The organism is Methylobacterium hispanicum (assembly GCF_022179285.1).
GTDB lineage: Bacteria > Pseudomonadota > Alphaproteobacteria > Rhizobiales > Beijerinckiaceae > Methylobacterium > Methylobacterium hispanicum.
The window spans coordinates 202,690-225,782 of sequence record NZ_BPQO01000003.1; the positions used below are offsets into that span (position 1 = coordinate 202,690).

Below are 23,093 nucleotides of genomic sequence, written 5' to 3' on the forward strand. Positions count from 1 at the left end.
CGCGCGCGTTCAGCTCCGCGCGGGTGGCACCGCCGGAGGGATGGCCGGAAGGGAGACGCGGGACGCCGCGGAACCCATGAGTTGTGCGTACGGATGCCGAGTTCCCCGGCGTCCCGCGGGTCGGAAGAGGCGTCTGCGCCCGGTCCGGCCCGGCTTGTCGTCGCGGTTTCTTCTCTCTCGCCTGCATCGACCCCGATCTTGCGGGGGCGGGTCATGCCGTTGCCCGGCGCTCCCACCCTCCGCTCGGCAGACTTCACGCGTCCTGCACCGGACCTCGTAGTAGGCCCGGCATCGGTTCCAACGACCTGTGCAGGCCGGACTGTCGGCGCTGTCCCGTGTTGCTCCGGGCTGGCGGCCGAGAACGGCCCTGAGTCGCGCAGAGGCGCCCGGGGCACCGGCTGACCGGCCGGTGACGCGGGAACCGCCGCGCCGCCCATGCACCCGCTCCGACGGTCATCCGGTACAGGCTCCCTGCTGCGGCGCCGCGGCGGGGTGCAGGCCCCGCCGCGACACCGGGGCGGCGCGTGCGAGGTATGTACTTGTTTTGTTCTCAGATGTCCAGACTTTTGTCTTAGAGAAGGCGCGCGATCGCAGCCGCCTCTTCCTCCCCCGCACCGCAGGGCGATCGCATATGCCGAGCGAGCCTAACCCCGGTCAGGCGCGGGTCCCCTCTCCCATAGGGAGAGGTCTGCTTTCGCAGAAAGCCGGGTGAGGGGTATGACGCTTCAGAGTGAGGCGCTGAACTGAACGCGCGTCGACCGCGTGCTCAGGTCTGCGGCGTCATACCCCTCACCCCAACCCTCTCCCTATGGGAGAGGGGGCGCGGCGCGGTTCCAGTCGCGATCTCGGAGACGACCCCCGCCATATGCGATCGCCCTGCCCTATGGGAGAGGGGGCACGGCGCGGTTCATCTCACAGGGCCGAACCCATCACCCGGAAACCGCATGAGACCCGCGCGAGGGCTGCAACGCGCCCCTCTCCGGTGCGGCAGAGGGGACCCGCGCATCGTCCGCACACGGTTGATGACGGGTTGGATGTCCGTCATCTGCTGCCGCCCTGCCCCGAGGGACAGGGCGCGCCGCGCGGCCTCAGGGCGCCATGTCCGGCACCGGCTTGACGGTGCCGGTCTCGGCCGCCGCGGCGGGCTGGGCCGGGGCCGCCATGGCCTTGGGCGGGGGCGTGAGCTGCAGCGTCTCGCTCGTGTAGGCCAGCGTCTCGTAGGCCTTCTCGGGGCTGTCGTTCAGCTTCGTGCCGTAGCTCGGAACGATCTGGCGGATCTTGGCCTGCCACTCGGGGCTGGCCACCTTCTGGGCGAAGACCTTCTCCAGCACGTTCAGCATGATCGGTGCCGCCGTCGAGGCGCCCGGCGAGGCGCCGAGGAGTGCCGCGATGCTGCCGTCCTTCGCGCTCACCACCTCCGTGCCGAGCTTCAGCACGCCGCCCTTCTCCGGGTCGCGCTTGATGATCTGCACGCGCTGGCCGGCCTGGATCAGGCGCCACTCGTCCTTCTTGGCGTTCGGGAAATACTCCCGCAGGGCCTGGTATCGGTCCTCGTCCGAGAGCATCACCTGGCCGGCGAGGTACTCGATCAAGGGGTACTGCTCGACGCCGACCTTCACCATCGGCCAGACGTTGCTGGTGGTGGTCGAGGTCAGGAGGTCGAAGTAGGAGCCCTCCTTGAGGAACTTGGTCGAGAAGGTCGCGAAGGGCCCGAACAGGATCACCCGCTTGCCGCCGAGCACCCGCGTGTCGAGATGCGGCACCGACATCGGCGGCGCGCCGACCGAGGCCTTGCCGTAGGCCTTGGCGAGGTGGCGGGTGGCCACGTCCGGGTTCTCGTTGACGAGGAACGAGCCGCCCACGGGGAAGCCCGCGTAGTCGTCGGCCTCCGGGATGCCCGACGCCTGCAGCAGGTGCAGCGCGCCGCCGCCCGCGCCGATGAACACGAACTTGGCCTCGACCGTCCGGCGGGTGCCGTCCTTCAGGTTCTTCGAGGTCACGCGCCAGCCGCCGTCCTTGGCGCGCTCGATCGACTCAACCTCGGTCGAGAGCCGCAAGGAGAACTTCGGTCCGTTCTGCAGCGCGGCGACGTACTGGCGGGTGACCTCGCCCCACTCGCAGTCGGTGCCCACCGGCGTCCAGGTGGCGGCGACCCGCTGCTTCGGGTCGCGCCCCTCCATCATCAGGGGGACCCACTGCTTCAGCTGCTCGGGATCCTCCGAATAGTCCATCCCGGCGAAGAGCGGGCTCGCCTTCAGCGCCTCGAAGCGCTTCTTCAGATAGGTGATGTTGTCCTCACCCCAGACGAAGCTCATGTGAGGCGTGGAATTGATGAAGCTGCGCGGGTTCTTGAGCACGCCCTGCCGGACCTGCCAGGCCAGGAACTGGCGGGTGACCTGGAAGGCCTCGTTGATCTTGATCGCCTGGTCGATCCGGACCGTGCCCTTCGAATCCTCCGGCGTGTAGTTCAGCTCGGCCAGCGCCGAGTGGCCGGTGCCGGCGTTGTTCCAGCCGTTCGAGCTCTCCAGCGCCACGCCGTCGAGGCGCTCGACCATCTCGATCGACCAGTCGGGCTCGAGCTCGCGCAGCCAGACGCCGAGCGTCGCGCTCATGATGCCGCCGCCGATCAGCAGCACGTCCACCTTGCGGGCCGGGGCCTGCGCCAGAACCGAGGCGCCCGGCGCCGCCGAGACCGCGAGGCCCGCCAGCGCGCCGCCGACGAGCTGGCGGCGGGTCAGCGGCAGCGCACTATGTTGCGCCTGGCCGCGGACGGACTGCACTTTATCGTCAGTATTCATAATTTTCTTTGCGCCGATCTAAAGAATTCTTTTCGTCGGCGCCCCGCTACAGCAAGCGTGGCCGCGAAACAACCCGTCGGTTACATGGCTGCCATGTGCCGAAATCTTTAACGGTTCCAAGGCGCTTCTAAGACGCTCCGGCCGCCGACCCGCCCCTCAGGGCTGCTTGGCCGCCCAGGCCATGACCGCCGAGACGTGCCAGGCATGGATGCCCAGCATGACGCCGCAGGCGGCTACGAGGGCGATCCAGTCCGAGACCCCCGCCGGCGGCTCGGACTGGCGCGCCTTGAGCAGAAGGCTCGCGGCGACCACGACGGCGATCGCGACCGGGAGCCACAGGCCGGCGGCCTTGCCCGCGAGCCATGTCGGCTCCCCCGACAGCGACCACTGCATCGGCACCTTCGGGGTCCCGATCCGCGGGGCGGCGTACAGGTTGATCCCCGCCATCGCCGCGAGGGTGACGAGGCAGGCCGCGTGCCCGAGGAGCGGCAGGAGCTTGGCCACAGCGAAAGGCATGTCGGCTGATCCCGGACGTGTCGGAGGCGTGGAACGCCATCCTGGCATGGGTCTGCGCTCCTGTCCCGTGGGCGGGGCGGACGACCTGCCGCCTTGGTTTACGAATGGGGCGCCGATCCCGCCAAGCCCTCCGCCAAGCCCCGCGCAAGGGACGCGCCGTACCTCCCGGATCTCACGCTGAAGGCGCCATGACGGCGCCGTCACGGCGCCTCGCGGCGCCGCATCGCATCGGGGATCCCGCCCATGGGCATCGGAATCGGCCTGGTCATCGCCATCGGCTGCATGCTCGGCGGCTTCGTCGCCATGGGCGGGCACCTGATCGTGATCTGGCAGCCCTGGGAGTTCGTGATCATCGGCGGCATGGCCATCGGCGGCATGATCATGGCCAACCCGATGAAGATCGTGGTCGATTCCGGCAAGGCCACCATGGAGGCGGTCACCGACAAGGTGCCGAAGCGCAAGGACTTCCTGGCGCTCCTGGGCCTCCTGCACGCGCTCCTGCGCGAATTGAAGACCAAGCCCCGCAACGAGGTCGAGACGCATTTCGACGACCCGGCCAATTCCGAGATCTTCAAGAACTATCCGGACGTGACCAAGAACCAGGATCTGGTGACGTTCATCTGCGACTATTGCCGGCTGATCCTCATCGGCGGCGCCCGGAGCCACGAGATCGAGGCGCTGATGGAGGAGGAGATCGGCACCCACAAGAAGAGCGCGCTGAAGCCCTACAACGCCATCAACACGGTGGCGGAGGCGCTGCCCGCGCTCGGCATCGTGGCGGCGGTGCTCGGCATCGTGAAGGCGATGGGCGCGCTCGACCAGTCGCCCCAGATCCTCGGCGGCCTGATCGGCGCGGCGCTGGTGGGCACCTTCTTCGGCGTGTTCGCCTCCTACGGGGTGCTCGCGCCGCTGGCCGTGAAGATCAAGGGCGTGCGCGAGAAGCAGTGCGCCGTCTACACGATCGCCAAGCAGAGCCTGATCGCCTACATGAACGGGGCGCTGCCCCAGATCGCGATCGAGCACGGCCGCAAGGGCATCGCCTCCGCCGACCGCCCGACCATCGACGAGGTCGAGGCCGCGACCGTCCCGGGCGCCCGCGCGGAAGCCGCCTGAGGCGCCCCCGATGGAGACCCCCGCGACGCAGTCCGCCACCACCCCGGCGATTCTCCGCGACCCGGCCGGCATCCGGGCGCGCATCCAGGAGGCCGCCGGCCTGTCCCTCGACAGGCTGCCGATGCTCCAGCTCATCCTGGACCGGCTGGCCACCGCCTGCGGCGACGCGCTCAAGCACCGGGTCGCCTCGACGGTGTTCTACGCCCTCTCCGGCGTCGAGAGCGGGCGCTTCGGCGAGTTCCTCGACGTGCACGACAACAACGCGGTGGCGGGCATCTTCCACGCCCCGGGCTGGGACGGGCACATCCTGGTCGGGCTCGACCGGGACCTCCTCTACACGATGGTCGAGGTGCTGTTCGGCGCCGACGGCTCCGAGCCCGCGGCCGAGGACGAGCGCGCCTTCTCGGCGATCGAATTGCGCGTCGCCCAGATGGTGTTCGAGCAGGTCGGCCGGGCGCTCGAGGCCGCCTTCGGCCTCGTCTCGCAGACCGCCTTCCGGCTGGAGCGCACCGAGACCCGCATGGAGTTCGCGGTGATCGGCCGGCGCACCAACAACGCCGTGCAGGCCAAGTTCCTGTTCCAGGCGCTCAACCGCAGCGGCGAGATGTTCCTCGTCATCCCGCAGGCGCTGCTGAACCCGCTGCGGGCGAGCCTCGCCAAGGTGCTCACCGGCGAATCGACCGCGCGCGACCCGCGCTGGTCGAGCCAGATCGCCGCCGAGGTGCAGAAGGCCGAGGTGACGCTCCGCGCCGTGCTGGAGGAGCGCCACCTCACGCTCGGCGAGATCGCCGGGCTGACGGTCGGCCAGGTGATCGGGCTCGACGCGACGCCCGCCACCCGGATCAAGCTCGAGGGCAACGACCGGCCGCTGTTCTGGGCCCGCGCCGGACAGGCGCAGGGCTCGTACGTGCTGCGGATCGACGAGGTCATCGCCCAGGACGGCAAGGACCTGAAGGACAAGGACGGACCCCATGGCCTCGCTGGTTGACGGCGTGCTGCTCACCGCGCTGGTCGCGACCAGCGCCTGCGTGGTGCCGATGTACCTGAAGCTCAAGCGCCTCGACCGGGCCCAGGCCGAGTACGGCCGGGCGGTGGCCGCCTCCGGCCACGCGCTGGCGAGCGCGGGCGAGGCCGTGCGCAGCTTCGCGGGCGAGGGCCGCGAGGTGCTCGACGCGCTCGGCCGCAGGATCGAGGAGGCGCGCGCCACGCTGGCCGAGCTGGAGGCGGCCCAGCGGCGCCTCGATACGCGCCGCGACGTTCCCCCCGCGGCCTGACGCGCGGGCCGCCCGGCACCGCGAGGCGGCGACAGCCTCGCATCAGCCAGGACCGCTAGAACCGCCCTCGCCGCCCGGTCCACGACCCCGAGTCCCCGATGAGCACCAGCCCCTTCCCCGATGCCGAGACCCCCTTCGGGGCACAGCCGGCCGCCGAGCCCCGCGTCGGCGACGGGCGCAACCTCGACTCGATCCTGCGCATCCCCGTGCTGGTGCAGGTCGTGCTGGGCTCGGCCACCATGCCGGTCGCCAACCTGATGAAGCTCGGCCGCGGCGCCGTGGTGCCCCTCGACCACCGGGTCGGCGAGCCCGTGGACGTGATGGTCAACGGCCGCGTCGTCGCCCGCGGCGAGATCGTCATCGTCGAGGAGGACTCGTCGCGCTTCGGCGTCTCGCTGACCGAGGTGGTCGGCCCGGCCGATTCCGCCCCGGCCGCCTGAGGCCGCAGCCGTGGCGGCAGCTCCCCTGGCAGCATCCCTGGCGCCACCCGCCCTGGCCCCGACGGCGCCGGCCGCCGCCCCGGCCCTGCGCGGCGCGGGGCGCCAGCTCGCGCCGGTCGACCGGGTCGCGACCCTGCTGCTCGCCATGGGCAAGCCCGCGGCGGGGCGCCTGCTCAAGTACTTCGAGCCCGACGAGATCCGGCGCATCACGCGCTCGGCCGTGCAGCTCGGCGCGGTCAGCCCGGACCAGCTCGACGGCGTGGTCGAGTCCTTCGCGGTCGAGTTCGCTGGCGGCGCGAGCCTGGTCGGCACCGTGCAGGAGGTCGAGAAGCTCCTCACCGGCCTGATCCCCGCCGAGCAGCTCTCCGAGCTGCTCGCGGAGGTGCGCGGCAACGGCGCCCGCTCGGTCTGGGAGCGCATGTCCGCCGCCTCCGAGAGCGTGCTGGCGAGCTACCTCGTCAAGGAGCACCCGCAGACGGCGGCGCTGATCCTCTCGCGCATCAAGCCGGCGGTGGCCGCCAAGGTGATGAGCCAGCTGCCCGCGCCCCTGCGCAACACGCTGGTGCGCCGGATGCTCAGCTTCAAGCCGGTGGACGACGAGATCCTGTCCATGCTGGAGCGGGCGCTGCTGGAGGACTTCATGGCCAACGGCGCGCGCAATTCCGGCGCCGACACCCACGCCAAGATGGCCGACATCATCAACAAGATGGACCGGGCCCAGATGGACGAGGCGCTCTCGGCGCTGGCCGACGCGCGCCCGAAATCGGTCGAGATCTTGAAAGGTCTGCTCTTCACCTTCGACGACATCGTCAAGCTGGCGCCCCGCGCCCGCACCACCCTGTTCGACGCGGTCCCGAACGACCGCCTCGTCCTGGCCCTCAAGGGCACGGACGCGGAGTTCCGGGGCGTCATCCTGTCGGCGCTCTCGGCGCGCGTGAAGCGCATGGTCGAGCACGAGCTGAACGGCGGCGAGCCGGCCGCCCAGCGCGACGTCATGGAGGCGCGCCGCTCCATCACCGACCTCGCCATGGACATGGCGGGCCGCGGCGAGATCGAGATCAACGCCGAGGAGGGGGCGGGCGATGCGCTCATCCGCTAGACCCGATCGGTGCCCGATCGGCTCCAGCTTTTCTGGGTGCGGTCGGTCCGAGGATCGGACCGACCGGGATCCGGCGCACGCACGCCGACGCGCAGTCGCGCTCGCGCCCTTCGGGCGGGCGGCACACGCCTGCCGCGGTCGAATGAGCGAGCGGGCCGTCAGCGCGGGCCGCCCGCATGGCTGAGGACGTCGATCACGAGAGCAAGACCGAGGCCCCGACCGAGCGCCGCGTGCGCGAGGCGCTGGACAAGGGCGACATCCCGTTCTCCCGGGAGGCGCCGGTCTTCGCCTCGATCCTCGGCCTCCTGATCGGGCTCAGCCTGTTCGCGCGGGGGCAGGCCGCCCAGCTCGCGCGGGATCTCGCGCCCTTCCTCGACCATCCGCGCGGCTTCGCGCTGGCGAGCGCCGGGGACGTCCTGCTGCTGCTCCAGGCCGTGGCGGGCGCCACCGCCCGCTTCCTCCTGCCCTTCGTCCTGCTGCTGGCCGCCTGCGGCCTCTCCGCCTCGATCCTGCAGAACGTGCCCCGCTTCGTCGGCGACCGGATCCTGCCGAAGTGGCGCAACGTCTCGCCCGCCTCCGGCCTCGGACGGATCTTCGGGCGCCAGGGCCAGATCGAGTTCCTGAAATCGGTCCTTAAAGTCCTCGGTGTCAGTCTGGTGGTCATCCTGCTCCTGCGCTCGGAGCGGCAGAAAGCCGTGAATGCCATGTTCGTCGATCCGAGCCAGCTGCCGGAGCTGATCCTCACCATCTCGATCCGCCTCGTCTCGGCGGTGTCGATCGCCACCATCGTGATCGTGGCGGGCGACCTCGTCTGGGCGCGGCTGCGCTGGCAGCGCTCGCTCCGGATGTCGGTCCAGGACGTCAAGGACGAGTACAAGCAGACCGAGGGCGACCCGACCGTGAAGGCGCGCCTGCGCTCCCTCGCCCAGGACCGCTCGCGCAACCGCATGCTCGCGGCCGTGCCCCGCGCCACCGTGGTGATCGCCAACCCGACCCACTTCGCCGTGGCGCTCCGCTACGAGCCCAGCGAGAACCCCGCCCCCCTGGTCGTCGCCAAGGGCCAGGACCTGATCGCCCTGCGCATCCGCGCCATCGCCGAGGAGAACGGCATCGCGGTGATCGAGGACAAGCCTCTCGCAAGGTCGCTGTACGATGCTGTGCAGGTGGATCAGACGATCCCGGCCGAGTTCTACCGGGCGGTCGCCCAGATCCTGTTCTTCCTGTTCGCGAGGCCCCGATGATCCCCCAGGCCTACGACCCGGCCTTCGGCCGGACCGCCCCGGCCGACGTGATCGCGGCCTCGGAGCGGGTCTTCGCCGAGGAATTGCGCGACTTCATCGCCGAATTGTGCCTGCTCGACGGCGGCGTGCTGATCGGCTGGGTCCGGGGGGAGCACCACGGCAACATCGCCGACCTCGTCGCCTCCTCGGCCGAGCCCTTCTTCAAGGACGCGACGCTGGCCTACGCGGACGCCGCCGACGTGACGCTGGCCTGGGGCCGCTCGCTGCAGGTCGTGCTCGACATGGAGTTCGTGACGAAGCCCGTGACGGTGTTCTTCAAGCTCGTCCTCGACGGCTACTTCGCGGGCGTGGCGATCCAGCGGATCCTCGCCGAATCCGAGCCGCCCTTCTCCCCCGACGTCCTCGCCCGCGCGCTCACCGACGCGCGCCTGGAGCGCGCCCAGGCCTGAGCGACAAGGACTGAGCGACAAGGACTGAGCCACAGGGCCTGGGCGACAGGGCCTTGGGCCGGCACCGCGCGCAGGCCGGATCCCCGGCACTGGCGGGTGGTCCCCGGGGGGAGGTCCCCGGGCGATGGCCCCAAGTCCTCCGCGCCGGCGCGCCCGTAAGGCCAAGGTCGAAGGCGGCCGCCGTGCCTGCCCGGCGCGGCGCGGCCAAGCTGCGGCGAGACGACGCGCCGCGCGGGGTCTCTGCGTAGTCTTCCGGCATATCCGCAACACCGGCCGAAAAGCGGCCGCGATCCCGCGCGCCGCCGCGCGGCGCCGTTGACCTGCGGCCCGGAACGCAACATCTCAGGAATCGGGCCGTGCGTCTCAAGAAACCGAGGGAGGCGGGCGCCGCGGACATAATTGCGCCATACAATTTCCAATTGTATATTTCCGCACATTTACAAGTTGCGGTGTGTTGAGGGTCCGACGAGATCTGCTGAGCACCGGGGGCTGGGGCGGATGTACTGTTTGGTGGATGCCAGGGATTCGGTGAATGCCGGTTACGCGGCGAGCTTCGACCGCGAGGGCGTCTCGGCCTTCGGGCTCTCGCCGGAGGAGTTCACCGGCTGGCTGCAGACCGCCTCGCGCGGCGACCTCGACGCGGTGCAGGGCTTCCTGCTGGGCGATTTCGAGGACCGGGCGCGCTGCGCCGGGATCATCCGCAAGCACTCCCGCGCGCCGATCATCGCGCTCGCCGACCAGCGCTCCCTGGAGCAGACCCTCGTCCTGTTCGACGCCGGCATCGACGACGTGCTGCCCAAGCCCGTGCATGTCCGCGAGATCCTGGCCCGCTCGGAGGCGATCTGGCGCCGGGTGAACGGCGGCGTGCTCCCGGTCGCTCCCGGCGCCGAGGCCCCGGCCCGGCCGGAGCGCCTGCGGGTGTTCTTCGACGGGCGCGACCCGGAGGTGGACGGCGAGCCCCTGCCCCTGCCCCGGCGCGAGCGGCACATCCTCGAATACCTCGTGCGCAACCGCGGCCGCCGGCTGACCAAGGCGCAGGTCTTCAACGTGATCTACGGCGTCTACAGCAACGGCGTCGAGGAGAGCGTGGTCGAGGGCCACGTGAGCAAGCTGCGCAAGAAGCTCAGCCAGCGCCTCGGCTACGACCCGATCGAGGCCAAGCGCTACATGGGCTACGTCTACGTGGGGTGAGGCCGGCTCCGCCGGTTCCCCGGCCGGTTCTCTCCGGCCGGTTCGGGGGGCTATCTCGATCGCGCTCGGCTATCGCCCGGATGTCGCCTGCATTCGGCGCGGGTTGCCGGCGGCGGGTCGGGCTCGGGACCGATCCGGTCGGGACAGCCTGCGCCGCGCACGGGCACGACGGCGCAGGGCTGACGGTCGGGTGAGGCTCCTCTCCGCGGCAAGCCGGATCATTCGCTCGGACCGATGCGCTTGGGGTGTGCTCCGGCGTCCGCCTCGATCGTCATCTCGAGGCGGACGATCCTTTCGATCAGACGGGCGTGCGTCTCGGCGGATGCAGCCTTCGTCGCGGCTTCGAACTTCGCGATCAGCGCCTCGTCCCGGACGGCGGAAATTTGATTTCCCGTATCGATTTTGTCTAGGCGGTTCTCGAGCTCTTCGACGCGGTCAAGAATTTTCTTTATATTGTCCTTGAGGCGATTCATCTCCTCCAGTATCAATATTCCATTCTTTATCGCGCCGAACACTCCCCCGCTCATCGTTGATGCGCCCCCCAAGTCGCTCTTCGATCTCTTCGTTCAGAATTCTTAGCTGGCTCAATATCAAATCGTACTGGGTCTCCAGGATTGCATCATGACCCTCGTCGGCCGGAAGGCCGTAGAGGCCGTAGGCGGTTGGATCCGGGCCGTGCGCGACGGCGCCGTGCACGCTGCCGGCGAATTCGTCGCCGCGACGGAGCGGGCGTTCCTTATGACCGCCGCCCTGCCGTTGCGTCAGGACAGGCGGTTCGGCCTCCAGCTCCTCGACGCGGATCGTCATGAAACGCAGGATGTCTTCCGAGATCTGCATCTGACGCTCCATCTCGGCGATCGCGGCCGGCGGGGCGTCGATGTTGAGGAGTGCGAAGTGCGCCTTGCGGTTCTTCTTGATGCGGTAGGCGAGGGACTTGACGCCCCACATCTCGATCTTCTCGAGACGGCCGCCGTTCTGCTCGATCACACCCTTGTAGGTGTCGATCATGGTCTCGACCTGCTGGGACGTCACATCCTGGCGTGCGAGGAATAGGTGCTCGTAGATTGCCATGGTTGCCTGTCCGGGAGTGCAACGATCCACCCTAGCGCATATGGAAATGCCGGTGGCAAATTTCCTGCCCGCCCCGATGGGACTGAGGCGGCACGGTCGGTCCTGATCGGCTCGCGAACGGCCGGTGCGGCCGGCCGCGCGGTCGAGCAGGCCGACCGCGCTCCCATGCTCGCCCGCCCCTACTGGCAGAAGGTCTTCGCGCCGGGCGTCCAGCTGCCGAAGCCGGTGGCGACCATGTTGGTGATCACCCGGCAGACGTAGAGCTTCTGGGCCGGGTTGTTGTTGGGGCCGGCGTGGTAGCGCGCCACGGCCAGGGTCCAGCTGCCCTCGCGCTCCTTCAATTCCTTCAGGAAGCGGGTGGCGTACTCGACGTTCTGGCGCGGGTCGATCATCGCCTCGAGCGAGGGGAACTTCGCCCGGTGATAGTGGTGGTTGATCTGCATGCAGCCGAGATCGACCAGCCGCGTGCCGGCCGCCTGCGCCTCGCCGAGCTTGCGCAGCACGTCGGCCGGGCCGGTGCCGAAATAGGCCCGGCCGCCGATGTTCATCGCGTAGGGCTGGAGCGAGCCGCGCTTGCCGCTCTCGGTCAGCCCCACCGCGTAGAGCATGCCCAGCGGCACCCCGTGCTTGGCCGCGGCCTGCGCCATCTGCTGCTCGCAGACGCGGCTGGGGGCGGCCGGCACCGGCACGTCGGCCGCCGAGGCCGTGGGACTCGACACCGCGGGCGCGGGCGCGGTGGCGCCGGCCGGCGCCCCGCACAGGCTAGAGATACAGGCCGCGACGATCGCGCGCGTCAGGATACGCCTCATGTCCCCTCTCCCCGCTCCGGGGTCCCTCGCTCCCGCGGCGGGCGGTCTGGTCGGGGTTGCGCCCCTCCCCGCCCTGGCCGCCACCCTGGCTCCCGCCCTGGCCGCCCTCGGCCGGGAAACCCGGCAGGCCGCGGCCCGGCGCGGCCTGAGCGCCCTGCCCGGCGCCCTGTCCGGCCCCTTGCCCGGCTCCCTGGCCCGAGCCCGGCTGGCCGCCCGACAGCTCCGCCCCGCCCGCCTGGATGGCGACGAGGTCGGTCTGGTAGCCGGCCCCGCGCAGCAGCTCGGTCAGGGCGCCGCCGTCGCGGCGCAGCAGTTCGGCGGTGTCGTGGCGGCCGGTCTCCAGGCCGATCTCCAGCCGGCCCTCCTGCAGGCGCATCCGCACCGTCACGGTGCCGAGGTCGCCCGGCTGGAGCTGGATCGTGAGCAGGCGCAGCGGCCCCTCGGGCAGCTGGCCCGGCCGCGCCGCCTGGGCCGGCGCCGCGGCGGCGGGAGCCTCCGCGGCGATCGCCTGGGCGAGCTGGCGCAGCGTCGCGGGCGGCAGCCCGGCCTGACCCCCGGCCGCGCCCGGGACCGCGTCGGTCGCCTCGGCCTCGCCCGGCGCCGGGTCGGGGACGGCGCCCTCCCGGCCCGCGGTCCCCGCATTCTGGCCGGCATCTTGGCCGGAGGCTTGGCCGGACATCTGGCCGGACGCTTGGCCGTGTGTCCGCGCCACGGCCGGGGCCGTGCCGGCCCGGGCATCGACCGACTCGGTCCCGGCCTGCACCGACGGGCTCCCCGACCGGGCACCGGCCGCCGTCCGCTCCGCCTCGCGGGCCTGCGCCGTCCGGCCGCCGGCCGGGACGGGCGCGGGCGTGTCGGTCGCCGCGGAGGCCGCCGCCGCGACCGCGGCCGGCGGGACGGCCGATGCGGCCGGGTCCGCGGCCGGGACGGCCGGCGCGGCCGCCCGCGGGGTTTCCGGAGGCGGCGCGACGGTCGCGCCGCCGGTCCGCAGTGCCGCCGGCCCGGATCCCGGCAGCGCGGCGCCCTCCGCCTGGGCATTCGCCCCGGCGGCCCGCGCGTCCGGGCCCGTCACCGCGGCGAGGGCGGCCGCGGCGTCCGGCACGGCACCGGCCGCGGGGCCGGCGGGCAGCCCGGAGGGCGCGACCGGCGCGAAATGCGTCTCCTGCGCCAGGACCGCGAGGGTCGGCCGCGCGGCCGGAGGCTCCGCCGAGGCGGCCCGGCGCGCGGCGCGCTCGGCCAGGGCGGCGAGGTCCGTCGCGGCGCCGGCACCCGGGGCGGCGAGCGCCGCCGCGGCCGCCTGGACCTGTGCGGCCGGCGTCTGTGCGGTCAGCGTCTGTGCGGTCTGCGTCTGGGCGGCCTGCATCTGTGCGGCCTGCGCGGTCTGCTGCACCCCCGCCTGCTGCCCGAGGACCGGGGCCGCCTCCTGCCCCGCGCCGAACAGGGCGCGCAGCGCGGCCTGCGGGTCGATGGCCGGCTCGGCGGGGGCGCGCCGGGGCGCCTCCTCTTCCGCCGGTACCTCCGCGGGGGCGTCGTCGGCAGCCGCCGCGGCCCTGCGCCCGCCGCGGCCCTGCGGTCGTTCCAGGCGGTCGAGTTCCCGGCCGAAATCCCGGCCCGCGTCCTTGGTCGGATCCTTGGAGAGGTCCCGGCCCGCGTCCCTGGCCGAGTCCCGGGCGGAACCGGGCTCCGTGTCGCGGGCGGGCGCGTCGGGGCTCTTCGGAGCCGGATCGGGGCGCTGCCGCAGGCCGGGCAGCAGGGCGTCGAGGGCGGTCACGGGTCGCTCCTGTCGTCCATCAGGCGGTCGATGCGCGCCAGCGCCTCCTGGGCGCGCCCGATCGCGGCGGCCTCGGGCAGCGCACGGGCGCCGGCCGGCACGGGGTCGGGCTTGGCAGAGCCGGCTTGCGCGGGGATGCGGATCTGGGTCGCGGCCGAGAGCGCCTCGTCGAGGAGGCGCCGGTCGGCCTCGCCGAGCTGCGCCCGGTCGATGGTTCGCAGCGCCTCGACGCTCTCGTCGAGGCGCCCGTCCACCACGACGAGCGCGGCGGCGCGGTAGAGCCGGGCCTGGGCGGCGGCGCGGGAATCCGGCCCGGCGAGGCCGGCGGCGCGCTCGGCCGCGAACAGGGCGGTGGTGCGCCGGCCCCCGTCCAGCCCGGCCCGGGCGACGAGCAGGTAGAGGTCGCGCCGGCCCTCCGGCTCGATCTCGTCGAGCATGCGGGCGAGCTGCGCGTCCCGCGCCCCGTCGCTGGCGAAGTCGAGCCGGGTCAGGGCCGCAGCGAAGCGCTGGCGGAAATTGCCCGCGTAGACCGAGCGTCGGAAGCGGCGCAGGTACTGGATCGACAGGGCCTCGAAGCGCTCGGCGTCGCCCCCTTGCGCCACCACGAAGATCTCGCGGCGCAGCGCCCCCTCCTCCACCAGGGTGCCGGGCGCGAGCAGCCGCGCCTGGCCCAGGAGTTCCAGCGCCCGGCGCGGGGCCTCGCGCACGGTGACGGCGGCCTGGGTCAGGGCGAGCTGGCCGGCCAGACCCGGGGGCATCTCGCGGGCGTCGAACCGGGCGAGCAGCGTGCGCGCCTCCCGCTCCCGGCCCTCCACGTAGGCGAGCGCGCCCTGCACCAGCGGCACCTCGGCCTCGCCGAGCTTGGCGCCATCGAGCATCCGCCGCAGCACCGCGGGCCCGCCGCCCGCCAGCGCGAAGGCGACGCCCGCGCGCGCGTTGGCCGGATCGGCCCAGGTCTCGGGCTCCAGGGCGAGGAAGCGGGCCTCGATATGCACCAGGAGCTGGCGCTGGGCGGCGTGGGCCTGGGTCGAGCCGCGGGCGATGCGGTCCTGAAGCAGTTGCAGGGTGCGCACCAGCTCCACCGGCAGCCCGCGCGGCGCGACCGGCAGGGGCTCGATGGGCTTCGGGGGCTCGCCCCCGTGCCCGCCGCCCGCCGCCAGCGCCGGCGCGGCGAGGAGGAGGGCGAGGAGGGCGAGGAGGGCCGCGAGGCGCACCGCCACCCCCCGCGGGCGGAGGCGGACGGTCTTCGAGGCGCCGCTCATTCCGGCTGGCCCCGGAGCAGGATCTCGATGCGGCGGTTCTCGGCGGCCTTCGGGTCGGGGTTGCGGGGCTGGCGGTCGGCGTAGCCCTCGATGCGCTCCAGGCGGCCCTCGTCGAGGCCGGCGCGCACCAGCGCGTAGGAGGCCATCTGGGCGCGGGCCGAGGAGAGGCGCCAGTTGTCGTAGGTCTCCGAGCGGAACGGGCGCCCGTCCGTGTGGCCGCGCACCACGATGCGGCCGGGCCGGGCGTTGAGGATCCTGGCGATCCGCTCCAGCGCGCGCACCACCTTCGGGGCGGGCTCGGCCGAGCCGATCTCGAACATGCTGAAGTTGATCTCGTCGGTGACGCTGATCAGCACCCCCTCCCCCGTGCGGCGCACCTCGACCCGGGGCGCCGGGGCGCGGGTGTTCGCGGGCTGCACGGCGCGGGCGATCTCCGCCTTGATCTCGGCCATCGCGGCGGTCTCGGCCGCGCGCGGGTCGGCGGCCTCTTCCTTGGAGGCTTCCTTGGAGGCTTCCTTGGGAGCGTCCCTGGCGGGCTCCGGCCTGAGGTCCTTCGCCGGGTCCTTCGCCGAGTCCTTGGCGGGATCCAGGGCGGCCTCCTTCGGCGGATCCTTCGCATCCGGCACCTTCTCCGGCGCCTTGGGCCGCGCCGGGCCGAGGGCGTCGCGCACGGCGGCCGGCAGGGCGGCGTCCGCCGAGGCGACCTGCAGCGGCTTGGCGGCGGCCCTGTCCTTCGCGGGATCCTTCGCGGGATCCTTCGCGCCGTCCTTCGCCGACTGCGCCCGCGCGTCGAGCCGGGTCTCGCTCGGCGCGTGCGCCACCGTGCCGACCTTGCCCGGCTGCTCGCTGCGGGCCTTCGGCAGGGCCTCGGTCTGCCAGTAGAGCGGGTCGAAGGGGTCGCGCGCGGCCTCGCCGCCGGCCACGCCCGGCAGGCCGGCCTCGCTGGCCGCGGCATCGACGCTCGCCACCTCCGAGCGCTCGCCCTCGGCCGCGAGCTTGGCCAGCACCGCGTAGGGGTCCTGGAACAGGGCGGATTCGCGGGCGCGGCTGCCGGGGGGCGCCGGCTGGTCCTTGTCGGGCCCCTTGCCCTCGCCCCGGCCCTCGCCCTCCCCCTTGCCCTCGGCCTCGGTCCTGCCGCCGCCCGCGCTCGCCGGGTCGGAGGGCGCGTCCTGCGGGTCGGAGAGGCCCTTCCGGTCGTGCGTGACCTCGGCGAGCTTGACCGGGTTGAAGTACTCGGCGATCGACTGCTTCTGCGCCTTGCTGGTGGAGTTGATCAGCCACATCACCAGGAACAGCGCCATCATCGCCGTCATGAAGTCGGCGAGCGCGATCTTCCAGGCGCCGCCGTGGTGACCGTCCTCGTGGTCGCCGTGGCGCTTGATGATGATGATCTCTTGGTGGCCCTCGGCCATCTCAGCTCTCCGCATCCGCTGCCGGATCCGCCGCGGCAGCGGCCAGCAGGCGGGTCCAGGCCGCGAGCTGCGTCTCGATCACGGTCTGGTCGGCCACGACCGAGACCTCCGGCGCCGCGCCCGGCGCGAAGGCGATCCCGTCGGCCTGCGCCCCGAGCCTCTGGCCAAGGGCCGCCAGCAGGTCCTCGGGCCCGCTCACCCGGATCGCGGCGTGGTTCGGGTCGGCGGTGAGCCGCCCGAGCGCCTGGGCGAGGTCGTCCACCGCGCGCCGCCGCAGGGCGTCGGTGAGCACCGGCACCAGCAGCCGGCCGATGCGCCGGGTCAGGTCCGCATCGAGGGCGCGCAAGGCCGCCGCGAAGCCCGCGGCCAGCCGCTCGGCCTCGCTCTCGCTCCAGCGCGCCCGCTCGGCCGCGAGCTCGGCCGCGAAGCCCTCGCGCGCGGCGGCCATCGCGGCCTCGGCGTCCGCCCGCGCCTCGGCGAGCCCCTGCGCGCGCCCCGCCGCCCGGCCGCGCTCCTCGGCCTCGGCGACGCGCTGGGCGCGCTCCTCCGGCGTCTCGACGGGCTCGGGCGGGGTGGTCGGGGCCGTGCGCTTCAGCCCGGCCCAGGGATCTGTGAAGGACGGGTCCGCGCCCTGGGGCACGAGCGGGATCACCTCGGCCGGCGGCCGGGACGGCCCTTCCGGGGACGGGACCTGCGGTCCGGGCCGGGCCGCGGGCTGGCCCACCAGCGCCTGCAGCGCGTTCAGGGCCTCCGGCACGGTCATGGGCTGGAGCGGCAGGGACGTGAGGGAGGCGGGCTGGGACGCGGGCTCGGGCGCGCGGGCCTCCGGCGGCTTCGTCCGGACGACCCGAGTCGGGATCCAGGGAGCCGGGTCGGGCTGCGCGTCCTGCGGGGCCCGCGCCGCCTGCGCGTCCTGCGCCGCCTGCGGGGCCGGCTCCAGCGCGTCCGAGAAGTCGGGCAGGAAGCTCGCCAGGATCGCGCTCACGCGGTGGCCTCCTCACGCATCAGCCAGCGCTTGAGGATCTGGGCGACCTGCTCCTCGTCGAGGTCGATCATCTGCTCCAGCCGCTTCTGGGGCGAGTGCTCCATCTTGGCGGCCATGGTCTGGGCCATGTCCTCGATCAGGTTCGCCATGGCGGGGGGCGCCAGCGCGGTCGGGTCGGCGCCGGGGGGAGCGAGCGCCGCCTCGCCCGCGCCGGCCGCGGCGAGCGCCGGGTTCGCGGCGCCCTCGATCGCCGCCATCTCGGTCTGGGCGGCCTCGGGCGTGGCGAGGATCGCGCGCAGCGCCGGGCGCAGGCCGAACCAGATCAGCAGGGCCGCCACGACCAGGATGGTGGCCGCGTTGATCAGGGTGCCGGACTGGCGCAGCAGCACGTCGGTGGCCGAGAGCGGGGGCACCGGCTCCAGGGACTGGCCGTCGTTGATGAAGCCGACGGCGGCGACCTTCACGGTGTCGCCGCGCTCCTTGCTGAAGCCGGCCGCCGAGGCCACGAGCTGCTCGATCTCGGCGATCTGCGCCTCGACGCTGGGGCCCTTGCCCTCACCTTTGCCGTCCGGCCCGCCCTGCGCGGCCAGCCGCGAGCGGTTGACCAGCACCGCGACCGAGAGGTGGCGGATAGCGTAGCCGTCGCTCACCGTCTGGATCGTCTTCTGGGAGATCTCGTAGTTCGTCAGATCCTCCTTCTTGGAGGTCTCGTTCGACGAGGTGTCGTTGCCGTCCGAGCGGGTGCGCTGGTCGGGCAGGTTCTGCTGGGCGCTGGTCGGGCGGTCGGACTTGCGATTCTGGGCGTTCTCGCTCTCGCGCACCGAGCGGGTCGAGCGCTCGACGCGCTGGTCGGGGTTGTAGATCGTCTCGTTGGTGCTCGTCTTGTCGGTGTTGAGCTGGGTCGCGACGCTGACCTCGAAGTTGCCGGTGCCGAGATAGGGGGTGAGCGTGCGCCGGATGTTGTCCTGCACCTCCCGGCTGACGATCCGCTCCAGGCTCGCCATCTTGCCCGAGGGCGCGAGGCTGCTGTCGTCGCCCGACATCAGGATGGTGCCGTCCGAGCTGATCACGGTGACGCGGTCGGCCTTGAGGCCGGGGATCGCCGCCGCCACGAGCTGGCGGATCGCCTGCGCGCCCGAGACGTCGTCGGCGGGCTCGGTGCGCACCACCACGGAGGCCGAGGGGGGCTGCTGGTCGCGCCGGAACGAGGCGCGGTCGGGCAGGACGATGTGGACGCGGGCGGCGCGCACGCCCTTCATGCCCTGGATGGTGCGGGCGAGCTCGCCCTCGAGCGCGCGCACCCGGGTCACCTCCTGCATGAACGAGGTCATGCCGAGCGAGCCCAGATCGTTGAACAGCTCGTAGCCGGACTTGGCGCTCTGCGGCAGGCCCTTCTCGGCCAAGAGCATTCGGGCCTGGGCGGTGTTGCCGTAGGCCACCATCACGGCGGTGCCGTCGGCGCTGACGTCGAACGGGATGCCGTTGTCCTTCAGCACGCCGCCGATGCGCCCGACATCCTCGCGCGAGAGCCCGGTGTAGAGCGGCTCCTGGGCGGGGCGGCTGAGATAGTAGGCGCCCAGCCCCACGCCGACGAAGACGAGGAGGCCGACGAGCCCTAGGGCCACGAGCCGGCGCGGCCCGAGCTCGATGATGTTGCTCCACAGCCTCTCGGCCTGCTCGCGACCCGACATCCCTGCACCGATCCCGCTGGCGACGTGACATGCGTCGCCAGCCTGTCTGGCGGGTCAGCCTTGCGCGGGGGTTGCGCGACGCCAAACGCTCTACCCCCTGTGCGGGGGCGTATGGCGGGCAACCTCTGCCGGATCGCGCCCGAACCGCGCCGCGCCCCCTCTCCCTATGGGAGAGGGGACCTGCGCCTCATGGGGCATCCGGGTGGCCCGCCGAGCGATCCGGCCTGCCCCCGCCCCATGCGATCAGCTTGCCCGCAGAGGGGAAGTGAAAGGCCGGTGCGCCTCAGAAGAACGATCGCACCAGCCCGCTCACCAGGAGGTTCCAGCCGTCGATCAGGATGAAGAACAGCACCTTGAACGGCAGCGAGATCACGGTGGGCGGCAGCATCATCATGCCCATCGACATCACGATGGTGGAGACGATCACGTCGATCACCAGGAAGGGCAGCACGATCAGGAAGCCGATCTCGAAGCCCCGGCGCAGCTCCGAGATCATGAAGGCCGGGATCAGGATGCGCAGGTCGATCTTGTCGCCGGACTCCGCCTTCGGGAAGTTGCGGCTGGCGAGATCCGAGAAGGTCTGCAGGTCCTTCGGCCGGACCTGGGCGGTCATGAACTCGCGGAACGGGTCGACGATCTTGGAATAGGCCTCCTCCTCGGTAATCCGGTTCTCCTGCAAGGGCTTCAGGCCCTCGTTCCAGGCCCGGTCGAAGGTCGGCGCCATGACGTAGAAGGTCATGAACAGCGCGAGCGAGACCATGAACAGGTTGGCGGGCGTGCTCTGCAGCCCGAGCCCCGAGCGCAGGAAGGAGAGCGCCACGGCGAACCGCGTGAAGCTCGTCATCATCACGAGGAGCCCCGGCGCCAGCGACAGCACGGTGAGCAGCGCGACGAGCTGGAGGATCCGCCCCGAGGCGGCGCCGTTGCCGGCGGGCAGGAGCTGGTCGAGGGCGGGCACGCCGGTGACGCCGCCCGCCGCCGCTTGCGCGTGGGCTGCGGTGGCCGCGAGGCTCAGGCCGAGCAGCGTGAGGCCGAGGCCTGCCCCGAAGCGTCGCGGATTCGTCATTGCACCACCAGGGATTCGACGATCAGCTCGCGCACGCTCCCCTTGGTGCGCAGCGCCACGCGCTCGTTGAGGTCCTCGCGCAGGTGCTGCAGGCCGCTCGCGCCCTCGATCTGGGCCATCGAGAGGGTGCGCAGATACGCGAGCAGGTCGGCGCGGATCTCGGCCAAGGTCGCGTCCGGGTTCTGGACGGTGCCGGCCTTGAACACCACCGAGGACTCGACGCGCACCCAGGATTCGGGCGGCTCGGCAAGGTTCGTGACCACCGAGCCGACGCTGCGGAGCGTCAGGTCGCCCGCGTAGGTCAGCACGGCCACGGGCTTGGCCTGCTCGTCGCGCACCTTCTGGTCCACGGCCTTCTCGACCGAGGACAGCAGGTAGACGCCGAGCGCGCCGCCCGTGCCGACCGCCACCAGCGTGGCGAGGGCGAGCGCCCCGATCGAGCCCCCGCCCTTCTTCTTCTGCGCATCGGCCATGTCGAAAAAACCTCAGAACGGCGCGACGGTCTCGAAGATCTGCTGGCCGAGCGTGGGGTTCTGCACGTCGGTGATCCGGCCGCGCCCGCCGTAGGAGATGCGCGCCTCCGCGATCTTGTCGTACTCGATGGTGTTGCGCCGCGAGATGTCGCGCGGGCGCACGATGCCGGCCACCGCCAGCACCCGGACCTCGTTGTTGACCCTGACCTCCTGCGAGCCCGAGATCAGCACGTTGCCGTTGGGCAGGACCTCGGTGACGACCGCCGCGACCGAGAGGCTGAGCGTCTCCTTGCGGTCGATCGTGCCCTCGCCCTTGGTGCTCGTGCCCGAGCGGATGCCGGTGTCGGCGGTCGCGGTGTCCTTGAGCGCGGAGACGCCGTAGCCGAAATCGAAGCCCAGCGTCGACTTCTGCTGGCGCGAGCGCTCGGTGGCGTTGTCGAACTGCGCCTTGTCGTTGATCGCGATGTTGACCGTGATCACGTCGCCGACGTTGCGGGCGCGCGGGTCCTGGAACAGCTCGGCGCTGCCCGGCGACCACGTGGAATGGTAGCCCGAGCGCGGCCCCAGCGCCCCGAAGGTGACGGGCAGGGGTTCGCGCGGCGGGCTGAGGCCGGCGCCCACGGGGGTGAGCACGGGCGGGCGGCCGATCGGGTCGAGGGTGCTCTGGCAGGCGCCCAGGGCGAGCGCCAGGGCGAGCGCGGACAAGCGGAGGGGGGTCACGATCTCTCGTCCTTCTTGGGCTCGCTCGTCCTCTCGGCCGCCTTGCGGCCGAGGTCCGACATCTTGCGGGCGAGCCCGGCGGCGCGGGCCGATTCCATCTCGGCGAGGATGGCGCTCGCCGCGCGGGCGTTGAGCTTGGTGAGGATCGCGGCGGCCGCGTCCTCCGGCATGGTGGCGAGCTGGGGCGCGGCAGCGTCCGGCCGCATCTTGGCGTAGAGCGCCACCACCCCCGCGTCGGCCTTGGCCAGGAATTCGTTGCGGCGGCGGAGCCAGTCCTCGTACTCGGCGCGCTTGGCCTCGAGCTTGGCGATGCGCGCCTCGACGTCGCGCTCCAGCGCCGCGAGCTGCTCCTTCTGCCACGCGAAGCGGGCGTCGGCGGCGGCGTCCGCGATCCCCGCGCAGTAGCCGGCCTTCGGCGCTTCCTTCACGTAGTCCTGCGCGGTCGCCTCCTTGGGCGCGTCGCGGATCGCGAGCGCCTTCATGGCGGCCTCCTTGGCCGGGTCCGGCTTGTCGCCGCCGCCCGCCGCGAGCGCGGGGGAGGCGGCGAGGCCGAGGAGGAGGGTGAGGGACAGGGTGGGCAGGGCTCTCATTGCACCACCAGCTCCGCCTGGAGGGCGCCGGCGGTCTTCACCGCCTGCAGGATCGCGATGATGTCGGTGGGCTTCAGGCCGACCGAGTTGAGGCCGCGCACCAGGGTCTGCAGGTCCGAGCCGCCCACGATGGCGAGCTTGCCCTGCTCCTCGCGGGCCGCCACCTCGGTGCGCGGCACCACCACCGTCTCGCCGCGGGAGAACGGCGCGGGCTGGGCCACCTCCGGCGTCTCGGTGACCCGGACCGTGAGGTTGCCGTGCGTCACCGCCACCGTGGAGATCTGGACGTTGCGCCCGATCACCACCGTGCCGGTGCGCTGATCGACCACCACCTTGGCGGGGATGTCGGGCTGGACTGTCAGGTCGCCGATCTCGGCCACCAGCCGGGTCTGCGTCGCGTCGCGCCCGCGCAGCACCACCACCGAGCGCTGGTCGCGCGGGCTCGCGATGCGGCGGCGGAAGCGGGCCATCGACCACGCGTTGATCGCGTCCGCCACCAGGGTCGCGGTCTTGAAGTCGGGGTTCTTCAATTCGAAGACCAGCTCGGGCAGCTCGCGGAAGGTGCCCGGCACCTCGCGCTCGATCAGCGCGCCGTTCGGGATGCGCCCGGCCGTCGGCACCCCTTGCGTCAGCTGCTCGGCCTGCCCCTGCACGTTGAACCCCGAGACCGCGAGCGGCCCCTGCGCGGCGGCGTAGACGAGGCCGTCGCCGCCGGTGAGCGGCGTCATCAGGAGCGTGCCGCCCCTGAGCGAGGTGGCGTCGCCCATCGAGGTCACGGTGACGTCGATGCGCGAGCCCGTGCCGGTGTAGGGCGGCAGGTCGGCAGTCACCATCACGGCCGCGATGTTGCGGGTGCGCAGGCGCGCGTCGCGCACGTTGATGCCGAGCCGGTCGAGCAGCGATTGCAGCGACTGCTCGGTGAATTGCGCGTTGCGCAAGGTGTCGCCCGTGCCCTGCAGGCCGGTGACGAGGCCGTAGCCGAAGAGCTGGTTGTCGCGCACGCCCTTGAGCGTGGCGATGTCCTTGATCCGGGTGCCGGCGAGCGCCGGCCCGGCCGGGACCAGGGCCGGCCCCGCGAGCAGGACCGCCAGCAGCGCGAGGACGAGGCGGCGCATCGGGAGC

Annotated in this window: 22 protein-coding genes and 1 pseudogene; 8 read left to right on the forward strand and 15 right to left on the reverse strand. The window is 72.4% G+C overall.

Annotated elements, in window-relative coordinates:
- Positions 1 to 1,088: 1,088 nt before the first annotated feature.
- Together mqo and MFF56_RS04950 are read right to left on the reverse strand one after the other, a co-directional pair.
- Positions 1,089 to 2,798 carry a malate dehydrogenase (quinone) gene (mqo, locus tag MFF56_RS04945; protein ID WP_066921908.1) on the reverse strand — a complete coding sequence of 570 codons (1,710 nt, stop codon included), beginning with the start codon at positions 2,796 to 2,798 and terminating at the stop codon, positions 1,089 to 1,091.
- A gap of 156 nt (positions 2,799 to 2,954) precedes the next feature.
- Positions 2,955 to 3,314, reverse strand: coding sequence for a hypothetical protein (locus MFF56_RS04950; protein ID WP_066921910.1), 360 nt, complete (start codon positions 3,312 to 3,314; stop codon positions 2,955 to 2,957).
- Positions 3,315 to 3,557: 243 nt separating this feature from the next.
- Here MFF56_RS04950 and motA point away from each other — a divergent pair, with 243 nt between their 5' ends.
- The 8 genes from motA to MFF56_RS04990 all read left to right on the forward strand — a co-directional run bounded on the left by motA (position 3,558) and on the right by MFF56_RS04990 (position 10,121).
- The gene (gene motA, locus MFF56_RS04955; RefSeq protein WP_066921912.1) at positions 3,558 to 4,427 is read left to right on the forward strand and encodes a flagellar motor stator protein MotA; all 870 of its coding nucleotides are present in this window, start codon (positions 3,558 to 3,560) and stop codon (positions 4,425 to 4,427) included.
- A gap of 10 nt (positions 4,428 to 4,437) precedes the next feature.
- Positions 4,438 to 5,415: a flagellar motor switch protein FliM gene (locus tag MFF56_RS04960; RefSeq protein WP_066921914.1), complete on the forward strand. Its 978-nt coding sequence runs from the start codon at positions 4,438 to 4,440 to the stop codon at positions 5,413 to 5,415.
- A complete protein-coding gene (locus MFF56_RS04965; RefSeq protein ID WP_066921916.1) occupies positions 5,399 to 5,701 on the forward strand; it encodes a hypothetical protein in 303 nt (100 codons plus the stop codon). The genes MFF56_RS04960 and MFF56_RS04965 overlap by 17 nt, the downstream gene beginning before the upstream one ends.
- Before the next feature lie 98 nt (positions 5,702 to 5,799).
- Positions 5,800 to 6,141 carry a flagellar motor switch protein FliN gene (gene fliN / locus MFF56_RS04970; protein ID WP_066921918.1) on the forward strand — a complete coding sequence of 114 codons (342 nt, stop codon included), beginning with the start codon at positions 5,800 to 5,802 and terminating at the stop codon, positions 6,139 to 6,141.
- Between the two features lie 10 nt (positions 6,142 to 6,151).
- Positions 6,152 to 7,240, forward strand: a complete 1,089-nt coding sequence (locus MFF56_RS04975; protein WP_066921924.1) for a flagellar motor switch protein FliG — start codon at positions 6,152 to 6,154, stop codon at positions 7,238 to 7,240.
- 176 nt (positions 7,241 to 7,416) lie between these two features.
- Positions 7,417 to 8,481, forward strand: a complete 1,065-nt coding sequence (gene flhB / locus MFF56_RS04980) for a flagellar biosynthesis protein FlhB (RefSeq protein ID WP_066921926.1) — start codon at positions 7,417 to 7,419, stop codon at positions 8,479 to 8,481.
- Entirely contained in the window at positions 8,478 to 8,930 is a 453-nt protein-coding gene (locus tag MFF56_RS04985; RefSeq protein ID WP_066921928.1) for a BspJ family T4SS effector nucleomodulin, read from the forward strand. The genes flhB and MFF56_RS04985 overlap by 4 nt, the downstream gene beginning before the upstream one ends.
- Positions 8,931 to 9,428: 498 nt before the next feature.
- On the forward strand, positions 9,429 to 10,121 hold the full coding sequence (locus MFF56_RS04990; RefSeq protein ID WP_066921930.1) for a response regulator transcription factor: 693 nt from the start codon (positions 9,429 to 9,431) through the stop codon (positions 10,119 to 10,121).
- A 218-nt stretch (positions 10,122 to 10,339) separates the two neighbouring features.
- Here the strand turns inward: MFF56_RS04990 and MFF56_RS04995 are convergent, their stop codons facing one another.
- From MFF56_RS04995 to flgI, 13 genes and pseudogenes are all read right to left on the reverse strand, one after another.
- Positions 10,340 to 10,594, reverse strand: coding sequence for a hypothetical protein (locus tag MFF56_RS04995; RefSeq protein WP_156453683.1), 255 nt, complete (start codon positions 10,592 to 10,594; stop codon positions 10,340 to 10,342).
- Between the two features lie 214 nt (positions 10,595 to 10,808).
- Positions 10,809 to 11,192: pseudogene (rpsF, locus tag MFF56_RS05000) on the reverse strand (30S ribosomal protein S6); the annotation flags it as partial.
- A gap of 179 nt (positions 11,193 to 11,371) precedes the next feature.
- A complete protein-coding gene (locus MFF56_RS05005) occupies positions 11,372 to 12,001 on the reverse strand; it encodes a transglycosylase SLT domain-containing protein (RefSeq protein WP_082772817.1) in 630 nt (209 codons plus the stop codon).
- Positions 11,955 to 13,772 carry a flagellar hook-length control protein FliK gene (gene fliK / locus MFF56_RS05010; protein ID WP_238229597.1) on the reverse strand — a complete coding sequence of 606 codons (1,818 nt, stop codon included), beginning with the start codon at positions 13,770 to 13,772 and terminating at the stop codon, positions 11,955 to 11,957. Before fliK ends, MFF56_RS05005 begins: the two co-directional genes overlap by 47 nt.
- The gene (locus tag MFF56_RS05015; protein ID WP_082772903.1) at positions 13,769 to 15,034 is read right to left on the reverse strand and encodes a MotC family chemotaxis protein; all 1,266 of its coding nucleotides are present in this window, start codon (positions 15,032 to 15,034) and stop codon (positions 13,769 to 13,771) included. Before MFF56_RS05015 ends, fliK begins: the two co-directional genes overlap by 4 nt.
- Positions 15,031 to 16,446, reverse strand: coding sequence for a MotB family protein (locus tag MFF56_RS05020; protein WP_238229598.1), 1,416 nt, complete (start codon positions 16,444 to 16,446; stop codon positions 15,031 to 15,033). The genes MFF56_RS05015 and MFF56_RS05020 overlap by 4 nt, the downstream gene beginning before the upstream one ends.
- A gap of 1 nt (position 16,447) precedes the next feature.
- Positions 16,448 to 17,431 carry a hypothetical protein gene (locus MFF56_RS05025; protein WP_066922790.1) on the reverse strand — a complete coding sequence of 328 codons (984 nt, stop codon included), beginning with the start codon at positions 17,429 to 17,431 and terminating at the stop codon, positions 16,448 to 16,450.
- Complete coding sequence (gene fliF / locus MFF56_RS05030; RefSeq protein ID WP_238229599.1) at positions 17,428 to 19,122, reverse strand: flagellar basal-body MS-ring/collar protein FliF; 1,695 nt, start codon at positions 19,120 to 19,122, stop codon at positions 17,428 to 17,430. The genes MFF56_RS05025 and fliF overlap by 4 nt, the downstream gene beginning before the upstream one ends.
- 283 nt (positions 19,123 to 19,405) lie before the next feature.
- Positions 19,406 to 20,188 (reverse strand): flagellar type III secretion system pore protein FliP, encoded by a 783-nt coding sequence (gene fliP, locus MFF56_RS05035; RefSeq protein WP_066921999.1) that lies wholly within the window; start codon positions 20,186 to 20,188, stop codon positions 19,406 to 19,408.
- Positions 20,185 to 20,661 carry a flagellar basal body-associated FliL family protein gene (locus tag MFF56_RS05040; protein ID WP_066922001.1) on the reverse strand — a complete coding sequence of 159 codons (477 nt, stop codon included), beginning with the start codon at positions 20,659 to 20,661 and terminating at the stop codon, positions 20,185 to 20,187. Before MFF56_RS05040 ends, fliP begins: the two co-directional genes overlap by 4 nt.
- A 12-nt stretch (positions 20,662 to 20,673) precedes the next feature.
- A complete protein-coding gene (flgH, locus tag MFF56_RS05045; RefSeq protein WP_066922003.1) occupies positions 20,674 to 21,381 on the reverse strand; it encodes a flagellar basal body L-ring protein FlgH in 708 nt (235 codons plus the stop codon).
- Positions 21,378 to 21,953, reverse strand: a complete 576-nt coding sequence (locus MFF56_RS05050; RefSeq protein WP_373324027.1) for a MotE family protein — start codon at positions 21,951 to 21,953, stop codon at positions 21,378 to 21,380. The genes flgH and MFF56_RS05050 overlap by 4 nt, the downstream gene beginning before the upstream one ends.
- Before the next feature lie 14 nt (positions 21,954 to 21,967).
- Entirely contained in the window at positions 21,968 to 23,086 is a 1,119-nt protein-coding gene (gene flgI / locus MFF56_RS05055; RefSeq protein WP_066924817.1) for a flagellar basal body P-ring protein FlgI, read from the reverse strand.
- Between the last annotated feature and the right edge of the window lie 7 nt (positions 23,087 to 23,093).